This window comes from Faecalibacterium sp. HTF-F (assembly GCF_023347535.1).
GTDB lineage: Bacteria > Bacillota > Clostridia > Oscillospirales > Ruminococcaceae > Faecalibacterium > Faecalibacterium wellingii.
The window spans coordinates 1,872,832-1,896,720 of record NZ_CP094473.1 but is presented as its reverse complement, the minus strand read 5'-3'; the positions used below and the strand labels follow the sequence as shown (position 1 = coordinate 1,896,720).

The 23,889-nt window shown below is 58.2% G+C and carries 18 protein-coding genes and 1 other RNA gene; 13 read left to right on the top strand and 6 right to left on the bottom strand.

From position 1 onward, the window contains the following. Positions 1-105: 105 nt before the first annotated feature. Positions 106-873 carry a copper homeostasis protein CutC gene (locus MTP37_RS09025; RefSeq protein WP_249236982.1) on the top strand — a complete coding sequence of 256 codons (768 nt, stop codon included), beginning with the start codon at positions 106-108 and terminating at the stop codon, positions 871-873. 87 nt (positions 874-960) lie between these two features. On the opposite strand, the gene MTP37_RS09020 is transcribed toward MTP37_RS09025, so the two are convergent. Continuing rightward, a complete protein-coding gene (locus MTP37_RS09020) occupies positions 961-1,413 on the bottom strand; it encodes an S-ribosylhomocysteine lyase (RefSeq protein ID WP_249236981.1) in 453 nt (150 codons plus the stop codon). Between the two features lie 18 nt (positions 1,414-1,431). Beyond that, positions 1,432-3,186, bottom strand: coding sequence for a pyruvate kinase (gene pyk, locus MTP37_RS09015; protein WP_249236980.1), 1,755 nt, complete (start codon positions 3,184-3,186; stop codon positions 1,432-1,434). Positions 3,187-3,622: 436 nt separating this feature from the next. Between pyk and MTP37_RS09010 the strand changes: the two genes are divergently transcribed. Then, positions 3,623-4,801 carry a phosphopentomutase gene (locus tag MTP37_RS09010; protein WP_249236979.1) on the top strand — a complete coding sequence of 393 codons (1,179 nt, stop codon included), beginning with the start codon at positions 3,623-3,625 and terminating at the stop codon, positions 4,799-4,801. Positions 4,802-4,990: 189 nt separating this feature from the next. Here MTP37_RS09010 and MTP37_RS09005 read toward each other — a convergent pair whose 3' ends face one another. The 4 genes from MTP37_RS09005 to rnpB form a co-directional block, all read right to left on the bottom strand. Further along, positions 4,991-6,703, bottom strand: a complete 1,713-nt coding sequence (locus MTP37_RS09005) for an LCP family protein (RefSeq protein ID WP_249236978.1) — start codon at positions 6,701-6,703, stop codon at positions 4,991-4,993. A gap of 19 nt (positions 6,704-6,722) precedes the next feature. Further along, positions 6,723-7,076 (bottom strand): NusG domain II-containing protein, encoded by a 354-nt coding sequence (locus MTP37_RS09000; protein WP_005940047.1) that lies wholly within the window; start codon positions 7,074-7,076, stop codon positions 6,723-6,725. Positions 7,077-7,079: 3 nt separating this feature from the next. Then, positions 7,080-9,005, bottom strand: coding sequence for an NAD(+) synthase (locus MTP37_RS08995; protein ID WP_249236977.1), 1,926 nt, complete (start codon positions 9,003-9,005; stop codon positions 7,080-7,082). Positions 9,006-9,208: 203 nt separating this feature from the next. Beyond that, positions 9,209-9,546, bottom strand: an RNA gene (gene rnpB / locus MTP37_RS08990) — RNase P RNA component class A. A gap of 116 nt (positions 9,547-9,662) precedes the next feature. Between rnpB and MTP37_RS08985 the strand changes: the two genes are divergently transcribed. From MTP37_RS08985 to MTP37_RS08935, 11 genes are all read left to right on the top strand, one after another. Next, on the top strand, positions 9,663-10,568 hold the full coding sequence (locus MTP37_RS08985) for an RluA family pseudouridine synthase (RefSeq protein ID WP_249236976.1): 906 nt from the start codon (positions 9,663-9,665) through the stop codon (positions 10,566-10,568). A gap of 175 nt (positions 10,569-10,743) precedes the next feature. Further along, the gene (locus tag MTP37_RS08980) at positions 10,744-12,627 is read left to right on the top strand and encodes a M23 family metallopeptidase (protein WP_249236975.1); all 1,884 of its coding nucleotides are present in this window, start codon (positions 10,744-10,746) and stop codon (positions 12,625-12,627) included. Positions 12,628-12,699: 72 nt separating this feature from the next. Continuing rightward, positions 12,700-13,419, top strand: coding sequence for a purine-nucleoside phosphorylase (deoD, locus tag MTP37_RS08975; RefSeq protein ID WP_249236974.1), 720 nt, complete (start codon positions 12,700-12,702; stop codon positions 13,417-13,419). A 63-nt stretch (positions 13,420-13,482) separates the two neighbouring features. Beyond that, positions 13,483-13,956, top strand: a complete 474-nt coding sequence (locus tag MTP37_RS08970) for a cytidine deaminase (RefSeq protein ID WP_256469098.1) — start codon at positions 13,483-13,485, stop codon at positions 13,954-13,956. Positions 13,957-14,241: 285 nt separating this feature from the next. Beyond that, the gene (locus MTP37_RS08965; protein ID WP_249236972.1) at positions 14,242-15,417 is read left to right on the top strand and encodes a BMP family lipoprotein; all 1,176 of its coding nucleotides are present in this window, start codon (positions 14,242-14,244) and stop codon (positions 15,415-15,417) included. Between the two features lie 294 nt (positions 15,418-15,711). Further along, a complete protein-coding gene (locus MTP37_RS08960) occupies positions 15,712-17,226 on the top strand; it encodes an ABC transporter ATP-binding protein (protein ID WP_249238718.1) in 1,515 nt (504 codons plus the stop codon). A 3-nt stretch (positions 17,227-17,229) separates the two neighbouring features. After that, positions 17,230-18,399: an ABC transporter permease gene (locus tag MTP37_RS08955; protein ID WP_249236971.1), complete on the top strand. Its 1,170-nt coding sequence runs from the start codon at positions 17,230-17,232 to the stop codon at positions 18,397-18,399. Position 18,400: 1 nt separating this feature from the next. Further along, positions 18,401-19,318, top strand: coding sequence for an ABC transporter permease (locus MTP37_RS08950; protein WP_249236970.1), 918 nt, complete (start codon positions 18,401-18,403; stop codon positions 19,316-19,318). Positions 19,319-19,489: 171 nt separating this feature from the next. After that, entirely contained in the window at positions 19,490-20,806 is a 1,317-nt protein-coding gene (locus tag MTP37_RS08945; protein WP_249236969.1) for a thymidine phosphorylase, read from the top strand. A gap of 162 nt (positions 20,807-20,968) precedes the next feature. Continuing rightward, positions 20,969-22,339 carry a Trk system potassium transporter TrkA gene (gene trkA, locus MTP37_RS08940; RefSeq protein ID WP_249236968.1) on the top strand — a complete coding sequence of 457 codons (1,371 nt, stop codon included), beginning with the start codon at positions 20,969-20,971 and terminating at the stop codon, positions 22,337-22,339. Between the two features lie 12 nt (positions 22,340-22,351). Further along, positions 22,352-23,791, top strand: a complete 1,440-nt coding sequence (locus MTP37_RS08935; protein WP_249236967.1) for a TrkH family potassium uptake protein — start codon at positions 22,352-22,354, stop codon at positions 23,789-23,791. Positions 23,792-23,889 lie beyond the last annotated feature (98 nt).

Here is a 23,889-nt window from a genome sequence, read left to right as displayed (position 1 = left end):
CTGCTACATCGCCGGAGCACAATAAAATAATTTTACAAACCGGAAAAATGTGGTAGAATAAAACAAAGCGCCGGAGAGCCATCCGGCAAAAAAGGAGGAATTATCATGCGTTCCGTTCTGGAAGTATGTGTGGACAGCACCGCCAGTGCGCTGGCGGCAAAGCGCGGCGGTGCCGACCGGCTGGAACTGTGTGCCGACCTCATCGTTGGCGGTACAACGCCCAGCCTGACGCTGGTGCAGCAGGTCAAGGCAGAGACCGGCCTGCCGGTGCGGGCGCTGCTGCGGCCCCGCTTTGGCGATTTCTGCTATGACAGCTATGAGCTTGCCCAGATGGAACAGCTGGCCGCAGAGCTGGTGGAAGCCGGGGCAGACGGCATCGTGACCGGTGTGCTGACCCCGGAGGGTGTGCTGGATGCAGGAGCCATGCAGCCCATCTATGCGGCGGCACGCAAGGCAGCAGAGAAGGCGGGCCGTCCGGTGGCGTGTACCCTGCACCGCGCTTTTGACGTCTGCGCGGACCCCTTTGCTGCGCTGGAAACAGCCCGGGAGATGGGCCTTTGTACCATCCTCACCAGCGGACAGGCGGCCAGCGCGCCGCAGGGCGCTGCACTGCTGCGGCAGCTGACAGAGCGGGCAGGGAAGGATGTGGAGATTCTGGCAGGTGCCGGGGTCTCGGCACAGAACATCCCGGTGCTGGCCGCGCAGACCGGTGTGCGGGCATTTCACCTTTCCGGCAAACAGGTGCTGCAAAGCCGCATGACCTTCCGGCGCGAGGGCGTGCCCATGGGCCTGCCCGGCTTTTCGGAGTTTGAGGTGTGGCAGACCAGCGAAGCAAACGTCCGTGCTGCACGGCAGGCATTGGATAGCCTTTAAGAACCGAATAAAACGAAAGCGCTCTCCCAACGGAAACCCGGTGGGAGAGCGCTTTTTATGATGATGAATTTGAAGGGTGAAGATAGCTTAGTAATGCAGCTCGTCGCCGGTCAGTGCTTCCAGCACCGGCAGCATGGCAGCGGCTTCGGCCTTGGCAGCGGGCAGGTCCATATCGCGGTAGTTGCCGCACTCCACTTCGCTGGCACCGGGCACTGCGCCCTCAAAGCCAGCCATGAAGCGGAAGGACTCCACCGTCAGCTCCAGTGCCTCGGCGGGAGTCAGGCCGCGGGTGAGCAGATAGAAGCCGGTGCGGCAGCCCATGGGGCCAACGTAGATCACGCTGTCTTTAAAGGCGCTGTTGCGCGCATAGGTGGCAAACAGATGCTCCAGCGTGTGGGCGGCACCGGTGGTCAGGTAGTCGCCGTGATTGGGCTTTTTCATGCGGATGTCCCAGGTAAGAACATCGCCGTCCTGACGGCTCAGATACATGCCGCGGTCCAGCTTGGTATGGTCAACACAGAAGCTTGCAATGCGTTCCATGAGTTTTTCTCCTTTGGCTTATGCCTGCAGGCGCTGCACGCTGCCGTGCGCGCAGTCCACAGCGACCATCAGGCCGTCACGGATGTGGCTGGTGGCACCGGCAGCACCCACGACGGTGGGCTTGAGCAGGGCCTTGCCGGCAATGGCGGCATGGCTGTTCAGGCCCGGCTCTTCCACCACCAGAGCGGCGGCATCACGCACATAGCTCAGCATTTCGTTGCTGGTAGCGGGGACCACCAGCACCATGCCGGGCTTGAACTTTGCACGCACCTCTTCCAGAGTGCGGCAGACGCAGGCCTTGCCGGTGGCGCTGGTCACATCGGCATTCTCGCGGCCAACGCCCACGCCGGTAGCCAGACAGTTGCCCACCATGTGGATCTTGATCATGTTAGTGGTGCCGGACACGCCCACGGGCACGCCTGCGGTCACGACTGCCAGCTCACCGTTGTGCAGGTAGCCGTTCTCCTTGGCCAGAGAGGTGGACATTTCGATCAGCTCATCGGTGCTGTGTGCCAGAGGCATCATCAGCGGGGTGATGCCCCAGCTCAGGGCCAGCTGACGCTGTACCTGTTCCTTCATCACGCAGGCGATAATGGGCTGCTCCGGGCGATACTTGCTCAGCAGACGGGCGGTGTTGCCGGACTCGGACACCGTAACGATGGCTGCGGCGTTCACGTCCTTGGCGGTCAGGCAGGCAGCGTGTGCAGTTGCATCGCTCACGCTGATCTTGCCGGTGTTCTCGGTGAGGGGGACAAAGCGGGCGTGGTTCTCCTGCTCGGTGCGCTCAGCAATGGCAGACATGGTCTTGAGAGCATCCACCGGATAAGCACCGGCAGCAGTCTCGCCGGAAAGCATGATGGCAGAGGTGCCGTCGTAGATGGCATTTGCCACGTCGGAGATCTCGGCACGGGTGGGGCGGGGGTTCACGATCATGCTGTCCAGCATCTGGGTAGCGGTGACGATGGGCTTGCCAAAGGAGAAGGAGCGCTCGATGATGTTCTTCTGGATGCCGGGCAGCTCGGTAAAGTCGATCTCAACGCCCAGATCGCCGCGGGCCACCATGACGGCATCGGCTGCAGCCAGAATGCTGTCGATGTTGTTCACGCCCTCACGGTTCTCGATCTTGGCGATGATGCGGATGTCGGAATCGTACTCGTTGAGCAGGTTGCGGATGTCGTACACATCCTGTGCGGTGCGCACGAAGGAAGCAGCGATGAAGTCGAAGCCCTGCTGTGCGCCGAAGATGATGTCGTCGCGGTCACGCTGGCTCATATACGGCATGGACAGGTGCACGCCGGGTACATTGACGCCCTTCTTGTTCTTGATCTTGCCGTTGTTCAGCACCTTGCAGACGATGTCAGTATCATTCACGGTGACGATCTGCAGCTTGATCAGGCCGTCGTCCAGCATGATGGTGCCGCCGGGCTGCACATCCTGCGGCAGGTCCTTATAGGTAATGGAGCAGATCTCCTTGGTGCCCTCCACATCCCGGGTGGTCAGGGTGAAGGTCTGGCCTGCTTCCAGCATTTCGGTGCCGTTCTTGAAGTCCTTCAGGCGGATCTCGGGGCCCTTGGTGTCCAGCAGGGCAGCGACCGGCTTGCCCAGCTCTTCACGGATGGCCTTCAGCTTTTCAAAGCGGCCCAGATGCTCCTCGTGAGAGCCGTGGGAAAAATTAAAACGGGCAACGTTCATGCCGTTGGCGACCAGCTCGCGCAGAACGCCTTCCTGATCGGTGGACGGGCCCAGAGTGCAGATGATCTTTGTTTTTCTCATATACTTTTACTACCTCCAACTACTACTTCACATTCTCTATTTTGCGGCAGGCTGTCCACTGTCATACAGACAGCTGCGCGCGGCCAACGGGAAAAATCCCGTGCTGTGGTACAAAAGCGGAAAAATCCTGTGGTTCAAAACTTTTCCATCTATTATTATATCCGCTGGGATACAATAGGGCAAGGAAAACTTTGCGCTATGGCTGAATTTTTTAGGCGGTCAAGAAATCTTTACCACGGAATGACGTATTTACGCTCAAAAATGAAAAAACGCCCGGTCGATTCGTGAACAAAATGACGAACATTTTGGTGAAAATGACGGATATTTGCGGGAGGGCGAAAAAGCTTGCATCCGGTGCGGGATTTGCTTATAATGATAAGTAAAGATAGTATCACTTATCCGGGGCATGCTCCGGAGGAAATGGAGAAAAAACGATATGGAGAAGCGTGTTTTTCTGATCGTCCTTGACAGCTTTGGAATCGGTGCAGAGCCGGATGCCGCCGCCTTTGGCGACGAGGGCACCAACACCCTGGGCGCCATTGCAAAGCATCCCAACTTCAACTGCCCCAATCTGCGCAGGCTGGGCATGTTCAACATCGATGGCGTCACGGCAGGCGAAAAGACCGATGCACCCATCGGCTCCTTTGCCCGCCTGCAGGAGCAGAGCATGGGCAAGGATACCACCATCGGCCACTGGGAGATCGCGGGCGTTGTCAGCCCCAAGCCGTTGCCCACCTTCCCGGAGGGCTTCCCGGAGGCGCTCATCCACGAGTTTGAGGAAAAGACCGGCCACAAGGTGCTGTGCAACAAGCCCTATTCCGGTACGCAGGTGCTGAAGGATTACGGCGAGCAGGCCATGAAAGAAAACGCCCTTATCGTCTACACCAGTGCCGACAGCGTATTTCAGGTGGCTGCCAACGAAGAGCTGGTGCCGGTGCATGAGCTTTACCGCTACTGCGAGATCGCCCGCGAAATGCTCAAGGGCGAGTACGGTGTGGGCCGCGTGATCGCACGCCCCTTCCTGGGCCATACTGCCGACACCTTCTACCGCACCACCAACCGCCACGATCTGAGCCTGAAGCCGCCCCGCGCCACCATGCTGGATCTGCTGAAGGACGCGGGCAGGGATGTCATCGCCGTGGGCAAGATCTTCGATATCTTTGACGGCGAGGGCGTGACCGAGAAGATCAAGACCACCGGCAATACCAACGGCATCGCCTTCACCAAGGCACTGCAGACCCGCGACTTTGAGGGCCTTGCCTTTGTAAATCTGGTGGACTTCGATATGCTCTACGGCCATCGCCGTGATGTGGCGGGCTATGCCGCCGCTGCTACGGAGTTCGACAGGTTCGTGGCAGACTTCATCCCCGGAATGCGGGAGGGCGATCTCCTGATGGTGACGGCTGACCACGGCTGTGACCCGTCCTATACCAAGACCACCGACCACACCCGCGAGTATGTGCCGTACCTGATCTGCGGCAAGGGCGTGAAGCCCGGCGTTGACCTTGGCACCCGTCTGTGCTTTGGCACCATTGCCCAGACCATCTGCGAGTATCTGGATGTGGATGCTTCCAGTCTGGATGGCAAGAGCGTCTGGAATGAGATCAAAGCGTAATGATTTTATAAAATGAGAAAGCCGCCTGCATTGGTTCAAGATGCAGGCGGCATTTTTATGCGGTTCAGCGGCACGGCCTTTCTGGTGAAAAAGCAAAACAGGAAATGACCGCAGTCGTTTCCTGTTTTGCAAATAAAATAATATTTCCGCTATAGAGTCCGGAGCTTGCGCAGAGGAGATTTCAAATCGTCAGGCCGCGTCGTTCTGCTGAGATGCGGCATCCTGAATGGCACCCCAGATGGAGGAAGCCGCATTGTAGATGGACGATGCAGCCTGTTCCACCTCTTCCTGCGTGGGCAGGGAGATAGACGGGGCTTCGGCAGGTGTGTCCCCGCCGGTCTCACCCTCGGCGGGAGCTTCCGGCTCCGGCGTCTGGGTGTCGGCAGGCTGCTCTGCATCTGCAGGCTGGTCGGCCGGGACGGTCTCTTCCGGCACGCTCTCGGCGGGCACTTCCTCGGGAACGCTCTCGGCAGGCACCTCCGAAACAGCGGCGTTCGGGTCGGTGGTGGGGGTGAACACCTCGGTCTTTTCCGGCTTCTGGGTGGTGTCGGCAACGGTGCCCTCACCGCCCATCACGGACGCGATCATTTCCCTGGCCTTGCTTACAGAAGAATCGTCCGGCTTCATGACGTAGAGCTTCTGTCCCTTGGCAGAGTAGCACTTGGTGCTGCTGGAGCTTGTGCCGGTGACGGTATAGCTTTCAATATCCCACTCGGCAAAGTCGCTCAGCTGCATCCGCACCAGCGCACTGATCTGATCCTGTGAAAAGCTGGTCACAAAGCAGTCGGAGGCGGCATCCATGATCTTGGAAAAGCCCATCAGCAGGGCAGGGGACTTGATCTTGTTCAGCATGGCATCGATCACCTTCATCTGGTTGATGCCGCGCTGGATATCGCCGGACGCAAAGGCGTGGCGTTCGCGGGCAAAGGCCAGTGCGGACTTACCGTCCAGATGGTTCCAGCCCTCTACAAAGGTGGTGGGATCGTAGTATCCGGGGCTGCCCACCGAGGTGAACGCCTGATCGGAGTAGACATCCACGCCGCCCAGCGCATCGATGATGCTGATGAAGCCTGCAAAGTTGATGCGGATGTAATGATCCACGTTGACGCCGTACAGGTTGCCCAACGTTTCCATGCTGGTCTCCACGCCGTACAGACCGGCGTGGGTCAGCTTGTCCTTGCTGTCGGTGCCGGCAAGGTCTACGTAATAGTCGCGGGGCGTATTGACGAGGGCCACCCGCTTGGTGACAGGATTCACGGCAGCAAGGATGTTCACGTCGCTGCGGGCATTTTCCGTCAGCTCGCCGCGGGTATCCACACCGCTGAGGTAGATCACAAAGGGCTCTTTGGTGATCTTGTTGGCCTCGGCACCGGTGAGCAGGCCGGAGGTCATGCTGCCCAGAGCGGAAAGGCCCTGCTGAGCCCAGAAGCAGCCCAGCGCCATGGCGGCGCACAGGAACACCGAGAACACCCGGGCAACCTTGCCGGGAACGTTGTACTCTTGACAGCGCTTTACCAGCAGCCACAGCAGCGCCAGCAGCGCGGCCAGAATGACCAGATACAGAACCGGAAGCATCTGGGTGCGCCACAGCTGCACCAGAGACAGAACACTTAAAAGGCCTTGTAAGATCAGCAAAATATTCCCCCATTTGGAAGGTACGGCCACGGCTCCGTCCACGGGCGGATGCGCCTGCGGCGGTACCGGTGCATCGTGATGCTTGTGCGTGGGCTTCTGGGCGGAAGGACGCTTGGGCGGCGGGGTCTGCGGCGGTTCCGGAGGAGTCTCGGAAAAGAACGCCGAGCTGTCCACCTCAATGGGCGCAGTATCCTCAGAGCCTTCCTTGCGGCTGATGTGCCGCAGAGAACGGTAATCTTCGTGGGAACGATCGTTTTCATCCATCATTCAAAACCACTCCTTTTTGTCAGGAAACAGGTACAATGGTCAGCACTGCACGGGCGGGAAGGCAGGTGGCGGTCTGATCCTCGTTGGAAAGCCAGCCGAAGCCTTCACAGATGTGATCCGGGCAGGGCGAATCCACAAACCGGGCTGCACCGTCCTTGATCTGGATGTGGACGGTATAGTAACCGGTGTCCACATCATAGGTCTCATCCACGTCCAGCGGCAGGTTCATGGTGGTGTTGTTGTCGCCGTAAATCAGCTCGGCCCGCAGTCCGGAGCCGGAAGCGTGCACGCGGCGTACCACCAGCAGCACAGCGGCAATGGCCAGAATGACCACGGCAAACAGAAGATTGGTAAGCAGCTTTTTGTTTTTCATGCGTTAATCCTTGATCTGTAATTGTTCCAGCTCAGCCAGCCACAGTGCAGCACAGGCATCGCTGGGCATCCGCCAGTCGCCGCGGGGCGAAAGGGTCACGCTGCCCACCTTGGGGCCGTCGGGCAGGCAGCTGCGCTTGAACTGCTGGGCAAAGAACCGCCAGTAGAAGTTGCGCAGCCACTTGTACAGCACACTGTCCGGGTACTCCGGCCGGCCTGCGAATGCAGCCTTTGCCAGCCGGAAGATCTTGGCCGGGCCAAAGCCGAAGCGCAGCACCTGATACAGGTAGAAATCGTGCAGCTCATAGGGACCCACAAGGTCTTCGGTCTTCTGTGCGATCTCGCCGTCCTTGGCGGGCAGCAGCTCCGGGGAGACAGGGGTGTCCAGAATATCCAGCAGCACCGTGCGCAGGGCATCGGTGGCGGCAATGTCGGCTTCGTAGCGCACAAGGTGGCGTACCAGCGTTTTGGGCACACCGGCGTTGACGCCGTACATGCTCATGTGGTCGCCGTTGTAGGTGGCCCAGCCCAGCGCCAGCTCCGAAAGGTCGCCGGTGCCCACCACGAGACCGCCGGTGCGGTTGGCGGTATCCATCAGCTCCAGCGTGCGCACGCGGGCCTGTCCGTTTTCAAAGGTGACGTCCAGCACGCTCTCATCCTGACCGATGTCCGCAAAATGGCTGTGCACGGTGTTGGCGATATCGATCTCCTTAAAGGAGACCTGCAGCTCATCGCACAGGATCTCTGCATTGCTGCGGGTGCGCTTCGTGGTGCCGAAGCAGGGCATGGTCACAGCCAGCACATCCCGGGCGGGGCGGCCCAGCTGCTTCATGGCACGCACGGCCACCAGCAGCGCAAGACAGCTGTCCAACCCGCCGGAAATGCCGATGACCGCCGTTTTGGCGTGGGCGTGATCCAGTCGCTTGGCAAGGCCGTCCGCCTGCATCTTCAAAATAAGCTCACAGCGTTCAGCGCGGCGCTTGGGGTCGCCGGGCACAAAGGGCGCGGGATCGATCCAGCGGGTCAGCACGGTCTCCACCGGCTCCAGATCAAACTCCACGGTCTGGTAGCCCTCACCGGCCGGCTCAAAGCTGGTGTTGCGGGCACGCTCGGCTTCCATGCGCTGGCAGTCGATCTCGGTCTCGGCACAACCGCCGTCAAAGGGGGCGTTCTCAGAGAGGACGGTGCCGTTCTCGGCAATGAGGTCATGCCCGGCAAACACCATGTCCTGCGTGCTCTCACCGTGCCCGGCGGAAGCATAAAGGTAGCCGCACAGCAGGCGGGCAGACTGGTTGGACACCAGCGCCCGGCGGTACTCGGCCTTGCCAACGGTCTCATCGCTGGCGGAAAGGTTTGCGATCACGGTCGCACCGGCCAGCGCATGGAAGGTGGAGGGCGGCAGGGCGCTCCACAGATCTTCGCAGATCTCCACACCCAGCACAAAGCTGGGCATCTGGCGGCAGCGGAACAGCAGGGAGGTGCCAAAGGGCACCTGCTGACCGCACACCTCCGTCAGCTCCACCTCGGTGCTGCCCGGGGTGAACTGGCGCTTTTCGTAGAACTCGCCGTAGTTGGGCAGATAGGTCTTGGGCACAAGGCCCAGGATCCTGCCATGGCACAGCACGGCGGCGCAGTTGTACAGCTTGCCGTGCACCAGCAGCGGCAGGCCGACCAGAGCCACCACGTCCAGCTCCTGCGTTTCAGCCAGCAGGGCGCTCAAAGCGTCCAGCGCGCCGGTCTGCAGAGTACGCTGCAGAAACAGGTCGCCGCAGGTATAGCCGGTCAGGCAGAACTCGGGGAACACGGCCAGCTTCACGCCGCGAGCTGCGGCCTTGCGCAGAGCCTCGGTGATCTGCCGGACGTTATAGGCGCAGTCGGCCACCCGCAGTGCGGGAGAAAGGGCGGCTGCTTTCAAAAAACCATCTTTCATCGGAGGTTTTCACATCCTGTCTTTCTAAGTTGACTGCAATTTCCTGCAGTGCACATAGTATACCACAAACAGACCCAAACGGGAAGTAAAAGAACAATGACAAAAACAAAACAGCATCGCCCGCTCCCGACGGAGAAAGCGGGCAAGACAAAAAATAAAAAATCCCACACAAAAATGTGCGGGAAGCAAAGACTGAGAAATGGAAAACGAGATAGACCGTAAGCCGGGTTCTGTATTAAACGACGATCTGTCTAGACCTGCCATTGCTGACAGGTTCGTGCCGCCTTCGGGACACGCGAGCAGCGCTGTACGTCCCATATAGGCGTTGCTTCCGGTAGGGTTTACAAAGCCGCATGGTCACCCATGCGCTGGTGAGCTCTTACCTCGCCGTTTCATCCTTACCGCATTGCTGCGGCGGTTTGTTTTCTGTTGCACTTTCCCTAAGGTCACCCTCGGCTGCCGTTAGCAGTTACCGTGCTCTGTGAGGCCCGGACTTTCCTCAGAGCGGTCAAAGCCGCCCCGCCGCCGTATGTTCCACTCGTTTTCCGCTCCTCATGATACCATAAAAAAGCAGGATTTGCAAGTAGAAGCGTTTTTTGGTATAATATTCATATATTTTTTGCACAGGGGGTGGGGCGTATACAGCTGGAATTTACCGTGCCGCAGACACCGCAGACGCAGGACGGCGTGCTTGTGCGCAATTTTCTGCGCCAGTGTGCCGTCTCCACCGAGCTTGCCCGTGCAGTCAAGTTCCGGGGCAGCGGCTTCTTTGCAGAAGGGGAGCCTGTCCTTGCCAACCGCCGGGTCTACCCGGGGCAGGTGGTGTCCTTTGAGCTGCCGCCGGAGGGAGACGGCGTGGCCCCGCAGCCGGAGATCCCGGTAAAGGTGGTCTATGAGGATGCGTTTGCGGTGGTGCTGGAAAAGCCGCCTCATCTGGCCGTGCACCCCACCCTGAACTACCCCTGCGATACCCTTGCCAACGGCTATGCGGCATGGGCCGCGCAGCAGGGCATCAGCCCGGTGTTCCGCCCGGTGAACCGCATCGATAAGGACACCAGCGGCCTTGTTCTGGCTGCGAAGCACGCCTACGCTGCGCCGCTGCTGGCCCGGAATGTGGAAAAGCTCTACTATGCCGTTGTGGAGGGAGAGCTGCCGCTGGGCCCGGGCGTGATCGATGCGCCCATTGGCCGTCAGGCCGAGAGCGTTATCGGGCGGTGTGTGACCCCGGATGGCAAGCCCAGCCGTACCGAGTATACCATATTAAAGGCAGAAAACGGCCTGAGCCTTGCCGCCTGTGTGCCGGTGACCGGCCGCACGCACCAGATCCGGGTGCATTTTGCGTCCATCGGACACCCGCTGGCGGGGGATGATCTTTACGGCGGAAGCAGAGCACGCATTGGCCGTCAGGCGCTGCACTGCGCAAGGCAGAGCTTTCAGGTACCGATGTATGTCGGACAGCCGGACGGCATCCGTGTGCAGGTGCCGGTGCGTGAGCACAGCACGGTGGTCACGGTGGAAAGCCCCCTGCCGCAGGACATGAAACAGCTTTTTGGTGAAAAGTAAGTGAAAGAACCTGCCAAATTTTGTGACAATGCTTGTTTCAATGCCGACAGGGTGTATAATAAAATAAGATAACTGCGTGCGCGGAGCCGCTGGAAAGGCTGCGCACGTTTCAGACCGCCGCCGTCTTACCCCCGCACCGCTGTGTGCACTGGCGGCAAGGAAGGAGAAAGACCTTTTGATCGAAGATAAAACAAAGGAGCAGCAGCCTGCCTCACCGGCAAAGCCCAAGTGGGGACAGAAGCTGCGCTCCCTTTGGGCACAGTTGCAGTGCATGGGGCTTTTGCACCGGCATCGGCTGCGCCGTAAAACGCAGAATCGTGTAAGCAATTTCAGCAGAAAGATCGCCCAGAACGCTGCCGTTCCGGTCATTGGCGAGGCGCTGTATGCACTGGGCTACTCCACCGAGTATGTATTCGTCCGCACCGGACGCGGCCTGCGCAGCAGCTGGCTGTGGCTGTGGCACTCTGCTGCGGCATTGTTGAGGAATACGGCAGCCATCGCATTCCCGGGCGCTGCACAGATGTTCCGGGATCTGTTCGGGCCCATCTGGCTGTTTTTCCGGGGCTGCGGCTCCCTGCTGGTCCACGCCCATCGGGTGCGCAAAGAAAAAGGCTTTGCCGTGGCCTGCCGCGAAAGTGTACATTATCTGACCAGCGGCGTGCGCCGCAATATCAGGACCCTGCCGCGGATGGCCATGTATGTGCTGCCGGTGTGTGCACTGGCAGTCATGGTGACTGTGTTCAACAATACTATCCGCCAGCCCTACGCGCTGGAAGTGCAGGTGAACGGCCAGACCGTGGGCTATGTGGCCAACGAGGACGTGTTCAACTCGGCCCGCGAGGCAGTGCAGGAGCGTATCAATTACGCCGGCACCGACCATACGGAGTGGACCGTGGAACCTACCTACACCGTTACCGTGGCCCATAAGACCCTGGACGAAAACGAAATGGCAGACGCCATCCTGAAGAGCGCCAGCGACCAGATCAGCGAGGGCACAGCCCTGTACTTGGACGGCGAGCTGACCGCCGTGTGCAATGACGGCACAGCATTGCAAAGCTACCTGAGCAGCCTGCTGGAACCCTATGAAGACCCCGAAAATTCCAATATGACCGTGGGCTTCAATAAGGAAGTTACGCTGGAGAACGGTATCTACTTCAACGACAGCTTCCAGAACGAAGCGGATGTGGAGCAGCAGCTTTCCGGTGTGCAGCAGCAGGAAAAGATCTATACTGTGCAGATGGGCGATACGCTGTGGAGCATTGCCCAGAAAAACGATCTGACCTTCCGGGAGCTGTGTGAGCTGAACCCCAGCTTCAAAGGCGCACAGTTAAATGAAAACTCCAACATTCAGGCAGGGGATGAACTGATCGTCACCAAGCAGGAAGCCATGCTGGAAGTGCGCATCACCAAGGTGGAAACATGGCAGGAAGAGATCCCCTACTCCACCGAGACCACTACCTCCAACGAGTACACGGTGGGCACCAAGAAAACGGTGCAGAACGGTGTGAACGGCCTGCGCCAGATCACGGCGCAGCGTGTTTATAACACCGATGGCATCCAGCTTTCCCAGAAGATCCTGAGCACGGAAGTGGTGCAGGAGCCTGTCACCGAAAAGATCGTGAAGGGCACCAAGAAGGTGACCAACAGCACCGCCTATATCACCGGCAGCGGTCAGTTCATCTGGCCGGTGCCCGGCTACCGCTACTGCTCGCGCTGGTACGGCAGCGGCCACAAGGGCGTGGATATCTGCGCTGCAGCGGGTACGCCCATCTACGCATCGGCAGGCGGCACTGTAACCAAGGCAGGCTACAATAAGGCTGGTGCCGGCACGGGCTACGGCTACTCCGTCATCATCAGCCACGGCAGCGGCTACACCACGGTGTATGCGCACTGTCTGTCGCTGGCGGTGCACTCTGGTCAGTCGGTCAAGCAGGGCCAGCTGATCGGCTATGTGGGCAGCACCGGACGCTCCAGCGGCAACCACTGCCACTTTGAGATCCGCCGCAACGGCAGCTACATCGCGCCGCAGAATGTGTTCAACCGCAGCAAGTATAGGTAAGTTTGCAGAGGGCTTTTTCTCCGGAGAAGGCCCATCTGCTGTATTATGTAACAGAAAAGGAGAGATGATCTTATGTCTACCCCTCACATCAGTGCTGAAAAAGGCGATTTTGCAAAGACCGTCCTGATGCCGGGCGATCCTCTGCGCGCAAAATTCATTGCGGACACCTTCCTCAAGGATGTCCGTCAGGTGACCGGCGTGCGCGGGATGCTGGGTTTTACCGGCACCTACGAGGGCCGTCCCATCAGCGTGATGGGCAGCGGCATGGGCATGCCGTCCATTGGCATTTATTCCTATGAGTTGTTCAAGTTCTACGATGTAGAGAACATCGTCCGCATTGGCTCTGCCGGCAGCTATACCGACAAGGCCAGACTGTTTGACACCGTGCTGGCCGCCGGTGCTGTGAGTGAGAGCAACTATGCCCGTGTGCAGAGCGGCTTTGAAGGGGACCTCACGCTGCCCAGCCAGAGCCTGAACGACAAGCTGCGCGCATCTGCCGCAAAGCAGGGCATCCCCCTCATCGAGGGCAACATCCACTCTTCGGATGTGTTCTACCGTCAGCCCTCCGATGCGAAGCCCACCTACTGGGAAAAGCTGCGCGATGAGCGCGGATGCCTGTGCGTGGAGATGGAGAGCTTTGCTCTGTTTGCCAATGCACAGGTGCTGGGCAAGAATGCTGCCTGTCTGCTGACCATTTCCGACAGCTTTGTCTCGCCGGAGATCACCACGGCCGAGCAGCGCCAGAAGAGCTTTACCGACATGATGAAGGTAGCACTGGGCGCAGAATACTAAGCATTAAAAACGCATTTCAGCGCGGCTTGCCTGCCGGAGGGCGGGCCGCGCTGTTTTCTCCCTTTGCATAATAAAAAAGGAGTAACGGATATGACCAATCTGACTTTGGAGGAAAAGAAGGAGCTCATCCGCATGGCACTGGCTGCACGGGAAAAAGCCTATGTGCCCTATAGCGATTTTATGGTGGGTGCTGCCCTGCGTGCCAGAGACGGCCGCATTTTTACCGGCTGCAACGTGGAGAACGCTGCCTTTACCCCCACCAGCTGTGCCGAGCGCACGGCTCTGTTCAAGGCGGTGGCCGAGGGCGTGACCGAGTTCACCGACATTGCTGTGGTGGGCAGCCGCCGCGGTGAGGTGAACGAGCAGATCACTTCCCCCTGCGGGGTGTGCCGTCAGGCTTTGTTTGAATTCGGCGGGCCGGAACTGAACGTTATCATGGCAAAGACGCCGGAAGACTTTATCGAGCGCAGCATGGATGAACTGCTGCCCTTCGGTTTTGGCCCCTCCAATGTGGCGGGCAACCGTGCCGTGAAGTGACGGGATAAAAACGCAGAGGCGCACTGCAGGACAATAAAGTAACGGCAATACGTGCATTGTGCGGCAAAACACAGGGAGTGCACGGAAAATGGCCGGAACTACGGCAAATTTGTGCATAAATACTACTTTTAATAAAAACTTACAAAATTATTGTAAAGATTTTGTAATCGGAATTTGCTTGCATCTGACACGGCTTGCCGTTATACTTGAGCCAGTAAATGTGCAGTTCTGCGCATTTTATTTATTTGACGCAATTTTTATTAAAAATAAAAGGAGAGTTTGATTATGATGATTTCTCGTCGTAATTTCCTGGCTGTGGCTGGCGCCGCTGCCGCTGCCGCTGCTCTGACCGCCTGCGGTGGTTCTTCCGCTTCTTCTGCAAGCACCGCTTCTTCCGCTGCTGCTTCTACCGCTTCCTCTGCTGCTGAGGGCGGTGAGAAGATCGTCAAGGTCGCTCTGACCTGCGATACCGGCACGATCGATGATGAGAGCTTCAACCAGGCATGCTGGACTGCTGTTTCCAGCTACATGGGCGATGACTGCCAGTACTACATCCCCGATGCTGACGCTTCCGATGAGGTCCGTGAGACCAAGATCCGTCAGGCTGTCAACGACGGCGCTGATGTGATCGTCTGCGTCGGCTACCTGTACGGCGCTTCTCTGGCATGGGCTGCTGACCAGTATCCCGATGTCAAGTTCATCGCCATCGATGTGACTCAGGGCGATATCGGCACCGACGCCATCCCCGCCAACTGCTACTGCATCACCTTCAAGGAGGAGCAGGCAGGCTATCTGGCAGGCTACGCCATTGCAAAGGACGGCAAGACCAAGCTGGGCTTCCTGGGCGGCATGGCTGTTCCCGCTGTTATCCGTTACGGTTACGGCTTCGTGCAGGGCGCTGACGCCGCTGCTGCTGAGCTGGGCCAGAACATCGAGATCAACTACTTCTACGGCGGCCAGTTCTACGGCGATGCAAACATCACCTCCCGTATGGAGGGCTGGTACTCCAACGGCACTCAGGTCGTCTTTGCCTGCGGCGGCGGCATCTACACCTCCGCTGTTGAGGCTGCTCTGAAGAACAACGGCTACGTCATCGGCGTTGACGTTGACCAGAACTACATCGGTGCAAAGGGCGTTGCAGATGGCACCTACGCTTACAACCCGTTCATCACCTCCGCTATGAAGGGTCTGACCGAGGCTGTCAACACTGCTCTGGCTGATATCGAGGCCGGCAGCTGGGGCGACATCGCAGGTTCCAATGGCAACTTCGGTCTGGAGGACGGCGATTATATCGGCCTGCCCACCGATGCAGACAGCTGGAACTTCGAGTCCTTCACCACCGACGAGTACGAGGAAGTCAAGGGCAAGATCAAGAGCGGCGAGATCACTGTTGATAACAGCTCCGACGACGCTACCAAGCCCACCGTCAGCGAGTTCACCACTGTCAACTACATCCAGTAAGTTATTGTCCGGCAGGCCTGCCTGCGGACGATCGATAGGTCTTTTTAAAGCGGGGCATCCTGTAGCGGGGTGCCCCGCTTTTTCTGTCAGCTATTGGCGTAATGCGGAAAAAATGCAGCGGACTCTTCGTGAAAAAGGCACAAAAGTAATACTATTATCTGTGCTTTCTGCCAAAAAGCAAAAAAGACATGTGCAAATTGCCGCAAATCAGGTATAATGAATACTAAAGAAGTATCTGTGTCGAAACGACACGAAAGGAGAGTGAGCAGATTGGCAGAGGATTTTGTGATCGAAATGCTCCACATTACCAAGGAGTTCCCTGGAATCAAGGCAAACGACGATATCACCCTGCAGCTGCGCAAAGGCGAGGTACATGCCCTGCTGGGCGAGAACGGCGCCGGCAAAAGTACGCTGATGAGCGTGCTGTTTGGCCTGTACCAGCCGGAAGCTGGTCAGATCCGCAAAAACGGCAAGGAGGTTGCCATCCGCAACCCCAATGATGCAAATGCACTGGGCATCGGCATGGTGCACCAGCACTTCAAGCTGGTAGAATGCTTCAGCGTGCTGGACAACATCATTCTGGGCGTGGAGCCCAACAAGATGGGCTTTTTGCAGAAGGCTGAGGCACGCAAAAAGGTAATGGCCCTGAGCGAAAAGTACGGCCTGCGCGTGGACCCGGATGCACTGATCAGCGATATCTCTGTTGGTATGCAGCAGCGCGTTGAGATCCTGAAGATGCTGTACCGCGACAACGAGATCCTGATCTTCGACGAGCCCACGGCAGTGCTGACCCCGCAGGAAATCGACGAACTGATGGAGATCATGCGCGGGTTCAAGAAGGAGGGCAAGTCCATCCTGTTCATTACCCACAAGCTCAACGAGATCATGGCTGTGGCAGACCGCTGCACAGTTCTGCGCAAGGGCAAGTGCATGGGTACCGTGGACATCAAGGATACCACCAAGGAAGAGCTTTCCCGCATGATGGTGGGCCGCGATGTGCAGCTGCAGGTGGACAAAAAGCCTGCAGACCCCGGCAGGGTGGTGCTGGATGTGAAAAACGTCACCATGCACAATGCCCAGCACAAGAAGGACGCGGTTCGGGATATCTCTTTTCAGGTACACGCGGGCGAGATCGTCTGCCTTGCAGGCATCGAGGGCAACGGCCAGACCGAGTTCGTCTACGGCCTGACCGGTCTGGAAAAGATCAGCAGCGGCAAGATCATGCTGGACGGCAAGGACATCACCAATGAGACCATTCGTCAGCGCTCCAAGGACGGCATGAGCCACATCCCGGAGGACCGTCACAAGCACGGTCTGGTGCTGGACTACAGTCTGGAAAACAACATGGTGCTGCAGCGTTACTGGCAGCCGGAGTTCCAGAAGGGCGGCTTTATCCGCAGCGATAAGGTGCGCGAATACTCCGATAAGCTGATCGCGCAGTATGATGTGCGCAGCGGTCAGGGCAGCCTGACCACCGTGCGCAGCATGTCTGGCGGCAACCAGCAGAAGGCCATCATTGCCCGCGAGATCGATAAGGATCCGAAGCTCTTGGTGGCAGTCCAGCCCACCCGCGGTCTGGACGTTGGTGCGATTGAATACATCCACCGCCAGATCGTGGCCGAGCGCGATAAGGGCACGGCCGTGCTGCTGGTCAGTCTGGAGCTGGACGAGGTGATGAACCTGTCCGACCGCATCCTTGTGATGTACGAGGGCGAGGTCGTGGGCGAATTTGACCCCAAGACCACCACCGTGCAGGAGCTGGGCCTGTATATGGCAGGCGCACGCAAGCAGGGAAAGGAGAGCAAATAACACATGAACAAGAAAAAACTTTCCCACAGCAGTCTGAACAGCTCCATCACCAGTGTGCTGGCTGCTCTGCTGTGCATCCTGATCGGCCTTGTGGTCGGTTTTCTGGTGCTGCTGGCCATCAACCCGGCACACGCATGGGGCGACGGCTTTGTGCGCATCCTGAAGGGCGGCTTTCATGACGCACCCTATGGCGTCGGCAAGGAACTGGCAAATGCGGCTCCCCTTATTATGACCGGTCTGTCCGTGGCGTTTGCCTTCAAGACCGGCCTGTTCAACATCGGTGCGGCGGGCCAGTATACGCTGGGCGCTTACGGCGCTCTGTACTGCGCCATCATGCTCAAGCTGCCATGGTTCGTCTGCCTGATCGCCGCCACCATTCTGGGCGGTCTCTGGGGTGCGATCCCCGGCTTCTTCAAGGCCTACTTCAACATCAACGAGGTCATTACCTCCATCATGTTCAACTGGATCGGCCTGTATCTGGTCAATGAGCTCATTTACCAGAACGGCACCGGCCCCATGTACGATGTGCGAAACACTCGTACCATGAACCTGAGCAAGAACGCCGATTACGCCCAGTCCATCATCCCGGACTTTGGCCTGAACAAGCTGTTCCAGACTAACAGCACCACCATCGCCATCTTTCTGGCGGCAGCAGTGGCAGTTCTGATCTGGGTGGTGCTGAACAAGACCACCTTCGGCTACGAGCTCAAGGCAGTCGGCCTGAACAAGAGCGCTGCCCGCTACGCCGGCATCAACGAGAAGAAGAACATCATCCTTTCCATGGCCATTGCCGGTGCGCTGGCCGGTTTTGGTGCGGGCCTGTACTACCTTTCCAATGTGTCCCAGTGGAACCCGCTGAACTCCACCAGCCTGCCGACGATGGGCTTCAACGGCATTTCCGTTGCACTGCTGGCAAGCTCCAACCCCATCGGCACCATCTTCTCGGCCATCTTCATTTCCCATATCTCGGTGGGCGGTTCCTTCCTTTCCACCAAGTATTACCCCACTGAGATCTCGGATCTGATCAGCGGCATCATCATCTACCTGTGCGCATTCTCCATGCTGTTCCGCGGCAGGATCCACGCACTGCTGTTCAGGAATGCCGACAAGACCAATGTGAACGCAGAGCCTGCTGCTCCTGCAAAGCCTGCAACCGAAAAGGAGGGCAAGTGATATGCTGCTTCTGATCAAATATACGCTGCTGTATGGCATCGTTTTGATGCTGGTGGCACTGGGCGGTATGTTCAGTGAGCACTCCGGCATCATCAACATCGCACTGGAAGGCATCATGGTCATTGGCGGTGTGGCGGGTGTTCTCACCCTGACCATGCTGCCTGCCGGGATGCCGGTCTTCCTCGTGGTGCTGATCTCTGTTCTGGTGGCGGCACTGGCCGGTATGGTGTACAGTCTGCTGCTGGCCTTTGCCTCCATCAACCTGAAGGCGGATCAGACCATCGGCGGCACGGCCCTGAACCTGCTGGCCACGGCCATCGCGGTGGTCATTGCCAAGTATTTCAGCGATAGCGGCAGTGCAAAGCTGAACTACACCAACAAGCCCTTCCTGTTCAGCATCGGCGGGCTGGAGCTGAGCATTTTTGTGCCGCTGGGCATCATTCTGCTGATCATCAGCTATGTGGTGTTGTACAAGACCCGCTTTGGCCTGCGCCTGCGTGCCTGCGGCGAGCATCCGCAGGCAGCGGACTCTGTGGGTATCAACGTCTACAAGATGCGTTATGCCGGTGTTGTCATTTCCGGTGCACTGGGTGCGATCGGCGGCATGGCCTACATCGTGCCCCCGGTGCAGACCTGGAACTTTGAAGTGGGCGTGGCCGGCGCAGGCTTCCTGGCTATGGCTGTTATGATCTTTGGTCAGTGGAAGCCCTTCAACATCTTTGGCGCAGCAATGTTCTTTGCTGTGTTCAAGAGTCTGGCAAACATTGCAGACTCCACCTTCCTGGCACAGCTGCACTGGTCCAGCAACATCTACAACATGATGCCGTTCGTGGCGTCCATGATCATTCTTGCATTTACCTCCAAGAACAGCATGGCACCCAAGGCAGAGGGCATCCCCTACGACAAGGGATCCCGCTAAAACGACGACTCGTGATCCCAAAACAAGGGCGCAGCTGCTTTTCCGGGCGGCTGCGCCCTTTTTGACTTAAAATTGGGCAAAGTTTACAGAATGATACTTGCTTTTGTTTGGAATTTTGCTATACTATATCTTACAATGTCGTACTATTGAAAAAACGAGGAGCGTGATACGATGCGCGTTTATGATCTGATTGCAAAAAAGCGTGACGGCGGTACGCACAGCCGTGAGGAGCTGGAGCAGATCGTCAATGGCTATGTCAGCGGAGAAGTGACTGATTACCAGATGGCTGCATGGATGATGGCTGTCTATCTGCGCGGCATGACCGATGAAGAAACCGCAGAGCTGACCGATGTGATGGCTCACAGCGGTGTGATGGTGGATCTTTCGCCCATTCCGGGCATCAAGGTGGACAAGCACTCCACTGGCGGCGTGGGCGACAAGACCACACTGGTCATTGCACCGATCGTCGCAGCCTGCGGCGTGAAGATCGCCAAGATGAGCGGCCGGGGCCTTGGCCATACCGGCGGCACCATCGATAAGATGGAGAGCGTGCCCGGCACCAAAACCGCCCTCTCGCAGGAGGAGTTCTTTGCGCAGGTGAACAGGATCGGCCTGTCGGTCATTGGCCAGAGCGAGGGAATTGCCATTGCCGATAAAAAGATGTATGCCCTGCGGGATGTGACCGCAACCGTCAGCTGCATCCCGCTCATTGCGTCCAGCATCATGTCCAAAAAGCTGGCTTCCGGCTCGGATGCCATCCTGCTGGATGTGACCACCGGCACCGGAGCTTTTATGAAGACGGTAGACCAGAGCATTGAGCTGGCCAAGCTGATGGTCTCCATCGGTACCCACCATGGCCGCCGCGTTGCCGCCATGATCACTGATATGGACACCCCGCTGGGCCATAACATCGGCAACAGTCTGGAAGTCATGGAAAGCATGGATGTGCTCAAGGGCCATGGCCCCGCCGACCTGACCGAGGTCTGCCTGCAGCTGGCGACCAACATGCTGGTGCTGGCCGATAAGGGCACTCCTGCCGAGTGCCGTGCCATGGCCGAGGCGGCGATTGCCGACGGCTCTGCCTTTGCAAAGTGCAAGGAGATGTTTGCGGCGCAGGGCGGCGATACCCGCGTGCTGGACGACTACAGCCTGTTTGAGCGGCCTGCGGCAAGCTTTGAGCTGCTGGCAGAGCAGGACGGTTACATTGTGGCGAACGATGCCGAGAAAATCGGCTCTGCCAGCGTGCTGCTGGGTGCGGGCCGACAGAAAAAGGGCGACCCGCTGGACTTTGCAGCTGGCATCACCCTGCATAAAAAGCGCGGCGACTACGTAAAGAAGGGCGAGAGTCTGGCTACCTTCTACGGCGCAGCAGACAAGTTTGAGGCTGCTGCAGCCGAGTACCGCAGCGGCCTTGTGTATGGCGCCGAAAAGCCGGAGGAAGCTCCGCTGGTATATGCGCTTGTGACAAAGGACGGCGTTGAAATGTGATTAAAAAGCTTCCGGGGCCTGTGCCCCGGGGCTTTTTTGCGTCATTTTGCCATTTTTGCTGCATAATGTGGAAAACAGTGGAACTTTGGCGGGGGATATGCTATACTATGATGGATTTGTGCTGTCCCGGCAGAAGGGACGCGGAAAGAGAAAGGACTTGTTATGAAGATCATTCTGGTGGGCGGCGGCAAGGTTGGCACTGCGCTGGCGCGGCAGCTCAGTGAGGAAGACCATAATGTGACCATTGTGGACACCAACAAAGCGCGTGTGGAACATCTGACTGAAAGCTATGATGTGCTGGGTATCGTGGGCAACGGTTCCTCGATCACCACGCTGGCAGAGGCCGGCATTGAAGATGCGGATGTGTTCATTGCCGTGACCGGCTCCGATGAGCTGAATCTGCTGTGCTGCATGTTTGCCAAAAAGGCGGGCCACTGCCATGCAATCGCCCGTGTGCGTAACCCGTCCTACAGCCATGAGCTGGACTTTATCAAAAAGCAGATCGGCATTTCGGCCATCATCAATCCGGAAATGGCTGCAGCAAAGGAGATCTCCCATCTGCTGCGCTTCCCGGGCGCAAGCAAGATCGACACCTTTGCAGACGGCCGTGTGCGGCTGATCAAGTTTGCACTCACTGCAGAGCAGGGGCTGGACGGTGTGGCCATCCGCGAGATCCCCACCCGCCTGAAGAGCGATATTTTAGTGTGTGCTGTGGAGCGCAGCGGCGGCGTCATCATCCCGAACGGCAACTTTGTGCTGCAGAACGGCGATCAGGTCACCTTCCTTGCTACACAGGAAAAGGCCCACGAGTTCTTCCAGCGCATCCATCTGCCGGTGCGCCCGGTGCGCAATGCCTTCATCGTGGGCGGCGGTGCCATTGCCTTCTACCTGAGTCAGGAATTGCTGGAAAACCATGTGCGGGTGCGCATCGTGGAGCGCGACCCTGCCCGCTGCATGGAGCTGGCAGAACAGCTGCCCGGCGCACAGATCCTGAACGAGGACGGCTCCAACCGCGAATTCCTGCTGTCCGAGGGCATGGAGTCCACCGAAGCTTTTGTGGCCCTGACCAACATCGACGAAGAGAACGTGCTGCTGACCCTGTTTGCCAAAAAGCACTCCAAGGGCAAGCTGGTAACCAAAGTCAACCGTCTGGAGTTCGATGATATTCTGGCCGGTCTGGATCTGGGCAGCGTGGTCTACCCCAAGTACATGACCTGCGATTACATCGTGCAGTATGTGCGTGCACTGCAGAACGAAGCGGGCAGCAATATCAAGACGCTGTACCGCATTCTGGACGACCGCGTGGAAGCGCTGGAATTTACCGTCCACGAGGAAAGCGCTGCCACGGGTGTCCCCCTGAGCCAGCTGCACCTGAAAAAGAACCTGCTGCTGTGCTGCATCACCCGCGGCCATCAGATCCTGATCCCGCGCGGCGGCGACCAGATCCAGGTGGGCGATAACGTGATCGTGGTCACGCTGGAGCATGGCCTGCATGATCTGCGCGATATTCTGGATAAGGGCGCAGAGGGTTGACGGAGGCAGACTATGAATTATGCGATCGTTTTCCGTCTGCTGGGCTATGTGCTGATGATCGAAGGCGCGCTGCTGCTGCTGCCCGCAGCGGCCAGCGGATTCTACGGCGAATGGTTTGTGCTGGGCGTGTTTCTGATCACGGCGGCAGTCAGCGCCGCCATCGGCTACGCCCTGCGCGGCATCAAGCCCCAAAGCAAGGTGTTCTATATGCGGGAGGGCTTTGCGGCTACCTCGCTGAGCTGGATCGTCATTTCCATCGTGGGTGCCGTTCCGTTTGTGGTGACGGGCTGCATCCCGAACCCGGTGGATGCACTGTTTGAGACAGTGTCCGGCTTTACCACCACCGGTGCCAGCATCCTGCCCGGGGTAGAGGATCTGCCCAAGGGCATCCTGTTCTGGCGCAGCTTCACCCACTGGATCGGTGGCATGGGCGTTCTGGTGTTCCTGCTCTCGCTGCTGCCCCTGACCGGCGGCTCCCACGTCAACCTGATGAAGGCGGAAAGCCCTGGCCCTCAGGTGGATAAGCTGGTGCCCAAGGTGCAATCTACCGCAAAGATCCTGTACGGCATCTATTTTGCACTCACCGTGCTGGAGCTGGTATTCCTGATGCTGGGCGGCATGCCGCTGTTTGAGTCCATGCTCACGGCCTTCGGCACGGCGGGCACCGGCGGCTTCGGCTTCAAGAATGACAGCTTTACCAGCTTTTCTCCCTACATCCAGTGGGTCGTGACCATTTTCATGATCCTGTTCGGCGTCAACTTCAATGCCTACTTCCTGCTGCTGCTGCGCAAATTCAACCGCGTCATCAGCGAGGAGGTGCGCGGCTACTTTGTGGTGATCCTGGCAGCGGTGGGCCTCATCACGGCCAACATCTACAGCATCTACAACAACTTTGGCGAAGCGCTGCGTCAGGCAGCCTTTCAGGTGGGCTCCATCATCACGACCACTGGCTTTTCCAGCTGCGATTTTGACCTGTGGCCCACCCTCTCCAAAGAAATTCTGGTGGTGCTCATGTTCATTGGTGCCTGCGCAGGCAGCACCGGCGGCGGCATCAAGGTGAGCCGCCTCCTCATTCTGGGCAAGACCTTGGGCAAGGAGCTCAAGCAGGCGCTGCACCCGCAGGTGGTGGCCCCCGTCCGCATGGACGGCAAGCTGCTCAACCATGAGACCATCCGCACCACCAATGTGTTTATGGGCGCGTATTTCTTCATCTTCGTGGTATCCTTCCTGCTCATCAGTCTGGATGGCTTTGATATGGTGACGAACTTCACAGCCATTGCAGCTACCTTGAACAACATCGGCCCGGGCCTTGCGCAGGTGGGCCCCATGATGAACTTTGGCAGCTTTACGAACCCTGCAAAGCTGGTGATGATCTTCGACATGCTGGCCGGCCGTCTGGAGATTTTCCCGATGCTGGTGCTGTTCCTGCCGGATACGTGGCGCAGATTCTAAAAAGCGATAACAAAAAGCCATCTGTGATCCTCTGCTCGTATTGAGCATTCGGAAAGATACAGATGGCTTTTTTGCGCGTAACGGTAAACCACACAAGA

Bases quoted from the DNA above. Each gene is read 5' to 3' on its own strand.
- MTP37_RS09020 (WP_249236981.1), bottom strand. From the start codon at position 1,413: ATGGAACGCATTGCAAGCTTCTGTGTTGACCATACCAAGCTGGACCGC.
- pyk (WP_249236980.1), bottom strand. From the start codon at position 3,186: ATGAGAAAAACAAAGATCATCTGCACTCTGGGCCCGTCCACCGATCAG.
- MTP37_RS09010 (WP_249236979.1), top strand. From the start codon at position 3,623: ATGGAGAAGCGTGTTTTTCTGATCGTCCTTGACAGCTTTGGAATCGGT.
- MTP37_RS08945 (WP_249236969.1), top strand. From the start codon at position 19,490: ATGCGCGTTTATGATCTGATTGCAAAAAAGCGTGACGGCGGTACGCAC.
- deoD (WP_249236974.1), top strand. From the start codon at position 12,700: ATGTCTACCCCTCACATCAGTGCTGAAAAAGGCGATTTTGCAAAGACC.
- MTP37_RS08960 (WP_249238718.1), top strand. From the start codon at position 15,712: ATGCTCCACATTACCAAGGAGTTCCCTGGAATCAAGGCAAACGACGAT.
- MTP37_RS08995 (WP_249236977.1), bottom strand. From the start codon at position 9,005: ATGAAAGATGGTTTTTTGAAAGCAGCCGCCCTTTCTCCCGCACTGCGG.
- MTP37_RS08935 (WP_249236967.1), top strand. From the start codon at position 22,352: ATGAATTATGCGATCGTTTTCCGTCTGCTGGGCTATGTGCTGATGATC.
- MTP37_RS08955 (WP_249236971.1), top strand. From the start codon at position 17,230: ATGAACAAGAAAAAACTTTCCCACAGCAGTCTGAACAGCTCCATCACC.
- MTP37_RS08950 (WP_249236970.1), top strand. From the start codon at position 18,401: ATGCTGCTTCTGATCAAATATACGCTGCTGTATGGCATCGTTTTGATG.
- MTP37_RS09000 (WP_005940047.1), bottom strand. From the start codon at position 7,076: ATGAAAAACAAAAAGCTGCTTACCAATCTTCTGTTTGCCGTGGTCATT.
- trkA (WP_249236968.1), top strand. From the start codon at position 20,969: ATGAAGATCATTCTGGTGGGCGGCGGCAAGGTTGGCACTGCGCTGGCG.
- MTP37_RS09005 (WP_249236978.1), bottom strand. From the start codon at position 6,703: ATGATGGATGAAAACGATCGTTCCCACGAAGATTACCGTTCTCTGCGG.
- MTP37_RS09025 (WP_249236982.1), top strand. From the start codon at position 106: ATGCGTTCCGTTCTGGAAGTATGTGTGGACAGCACCGCCAGTGCGCTG.
- MTP37_RS08965 (WP_249236972.1), top strand. From the start codon at position 14,242: ATGATGATTTCTCGTCGTAATTTCCTGGCTGTGGCTGGCGCCGCTGCC.